The sequence below is a fragment of the Acutalibacter caecimuris genome, from assembly GCF_034335085.1.
Lineage (GTDB): Bacteria > Bacillota > Clostridia > Oscillospirales > Acutalibacteraceae > Acutalibacter > Acutalibacter caecimuris.
Genome location: NZ_JAWXXJ010000067.1, coordinates 1 through 3,305 on the forward strand (window position 1 = coordinate 1; position 3,305 = coordinate 3,305).

Annotated in this window: 1 protein-coding gene; it reads left to right on the top strand. The window is 57.7% G+C overall.

Features of this window, described 5'->3' with window-relative positions; genetic code table 11:
* Positions 1–21 precede the first annotated feature (21 nt).
* On the top strand, positions 22–3,305 hold a 3,284-nt coding region (locus U8U01_RS17045), incomplete at its 3' end, for a hypothetical protein (RefSeq protein WP_322176784.1).

The window sequence follows — 3,305 nt, forward strand, 5'->3', positions numbered from 1 at the left end:
AAATTTAAGAGGGTTGAAATCATGAACAAAAGCAAGTTTCTGAAGAAATCACTTGCGGCGTTTCTGGCCATTCTCATGGTCGCCGCAATGATTCCGATGAGCGCGTTTGCTGCTGATGCACCCACTGGCGTCACCACCATCCGGGTGAACGGCGTCAGCGCGGAGTGGGACGGTGAGAAGTACGTCGCCGCCGTTTCCGGCACCAGAGAAGAGGCGGCTAACGTGCCCATTACTGCCGTTACCACCGGCACCACCAATGTGTACGTAAAGGAGAAGGACAGTGAGAAGGTTGACCCTTCCACCGGCCTTACCCTGGACCTGAGCAAGGCTGTCAACGCCGACAAGCCTGCCACCGCGGGCGATGACGGCACCTATGTTTTCACGCTGCTGGTGGGCGAGTCCATCAATGACCCCGCTACCTATGAGCTGGCCATCAACTGGACGCGCACCTATGCCAGCAGCGCCAACACCGTCACTAAGGTGGAAAACATTGCGGATATGGCCTCTGCTGAGATCGGCGAGAGCACCATCACCGTGAAGATGAAGCTGAGCCTTGCCAACCTTGCGGAAATCGAGTCCGAGCGTTTCACGAAGGACGGTGAGGTCTATACAAAAGCCGCAGGGGCTGAGGCCAAAGACGACCATAAAATCGCGTTCGTCAGCGCTACGCCGGGCAATGTCGGCAAAGAACTCACTAAGGGTGACAGTAATTGGGAAAACCCTGCCCATGCCGCCTCCGCCCTGCTGAAGGAAATCTTCACCACCCAGGGCGCCAGCCTGGCTCTGGCTGGCGATAAGCTGACCGTTACCGCCGCCAACGGCGATACCAAGACCTATACCCTGAAGTTTGAGGCTGAAACCTCCTTCAACACCATCAAGCTGGGCGACGTGGAGGGCAAAATTTCCGGCAAAACCGTCACCTTCACCATGCCCTTCGGCACTGCCGGGGCCGATGGCAACGACAAAACCGCCATTGAGGCCATGAAACTTAGCTGGACTGCGCCGAAGAACACCACTGTTAAGATTGGTAAGACCGACTTTGATACCGCTACTGCAACGGCTGTGAGTGGCAAAAATAGCCTGACCTTGGGCGAGTTGAATAATGACGACGATACAAAGTATGTCTATCCTCTTGCAGATGAGAGTTTGCTCTGGATTCAGACTGCCTCTGGCGCAAAGGCTCAAATCAATGTTAGCATTAAAATTCCCACACAAAACCCCGAAGCCGAACTGACCGCTGTGAAGGTTGGCGACAGCCAGGTGGTTGCCATTGAGAAGGGCCAGGGCACGGTAGAAGTTACCCTGCCTGCCGGCACCGACATCAGCGGCACCCTGCCCCTGAAGCTGGCCGGCACCGAGGGTGCTACGGCTGCCGTTGCTGGCGATGCCAATCAGACTGCCACTTTGGCTGCTAACGGCGTCCTTGCGCCGACCAACAGTGAGGTTTCCGTTAAGGACAAAGTCATCTATGTGAACGTGACCTCTCCTGATGGGGATAAGATCGTGCAGTACACCATCAAGCTGTCTGTTGGCGAGGCCGGCCCCCTGACCCTGAGCAAGCTGGACCTGGTAAACGCTGACGGCTCTGTGGCCACCGGCGTGATCGACCAGGCCGCCAAGACCGTTACCCTGACTGTGCCCCATAGCGTTGGCAAGGACGGCAGCGAGTGGACTGGTATCAAGGTTGTTGCCGAGGGCAGCAAGTTTGCCTCTCTGGCTTACCAGAAAGCTACCGCTTTCACCACCGGCGCTGAACTGATTTCCGGCGAAACGGAGGCTAAGGGCGACGGCAAATTCCTGGGCAATACCATTTCCGGCCTGAACACTACCGACACCACTACATGGACGGTTGTCCGTGTATGGTACCCCTCTGGCGCTACCGGCACTACTGCGGACACCACCACCAACTATGTTGATTACAAGGTGATCCTGCGCAAGAACAATGCCTCTACCGGCAACGCCTTGACTGCCGCTACCTTTACCGACGCCGCGGACCGCGACGCCATGACCGCCGACACGACCTACAAGGCCGAAGTCACCCGCGGCACCCAGAACATCATCAAGGTGTTCCTGCCCTACACGAAACGCAACATCACCAGCATTAAGCTGTCTGATATTACTGTGAGCGACAATCTGGCGACCGTTGCACAAATTCCCGCCTCGATCGATGCGGGCACAAAAGTTAATACCTTCGCTGTTAACCCCACTGAGAAAGCACTGGGTAAAGCGATTACCGTTGACCCTGCCAAGTGGGTAAACGGCTTGAACAGCGACGGCACTGTGGATACTACCAAGGCTGTGGCGCTCCGCGTGTACAGTGAAAATGTATGGGACACGGTTGGTGCCCTGACTGTTACTGTTGACGGCACTGGTGACGGCAACACGACCAGTGATAAGATGCAACTTGCAAGCGGCGCTAAAAACTGCCCGGGTGCCTACGCTACCTACTACCTGGTTGCCGAGGTTGCCAAGGCCGAGAGCGGCTACGACCTGACCAGCATTGAAAGCACCGACCCGCTGGTTACCGTTACCGGCGACATTGACGCCGCCGCCCGTACACTGACCCTGACTGTGCCCTACAGCTATGCACAGAACAAGACTCCTTTCACCCTGCGCTTTGAGGCCAGCCCCATGGCTACCGTTGCCATTGGTGGCTATACCCTGACCTCTGACAACGAGGCCGGCGACAACGAGAACGCCTCTAAGATCAGCGTTGACAGCACCAACATCTATGTTGGTGAGAACTCTGTTGCAAGGAGTGGCGCTAAGCTGAATGTTACCGCCGAGGACGGCAGCAACAGCCGCCAGTGGACCCTGGAGATCGTCACCGCCCCCGCCGGCAACGATGCTGGCCTGAAGGCCATCACCGCCGGCACTGCCGAGGCTGTGGTCGACACCGAGGACGAGAGCAAGTGGACCGTTGAACTGCCCTACAGCGCTGACCCTGCCAAGCAGGTGCTGGGCATCGAGCCCAACTCTGCCTTGGCTAAGGTACAGGTTGCCGGCGAGGACTTCGACGCCACCGCCGAATACAGCCTGGAGGAGCCCTTGGCCATCACCGTGATTGCCGAGGACAACACCCGCAAGACTTACACCCTCACCGCCACCAAGGCTGCTGCCAGCACCGAGGCTGCCATCACTGCCCTGAAGGTTGGCCAGGTTGAGGCTACCATCAACGGCAACGATATCACCGCCAACATCGGCGTGGACGGCGACCTGACCAAGCAGGTTCTGACCATTGAGACCAGCGCGGGCGCTACCGTCACCGTGAACGGCGAGGCTTACGAAGGCGCGGAGATCAGCGT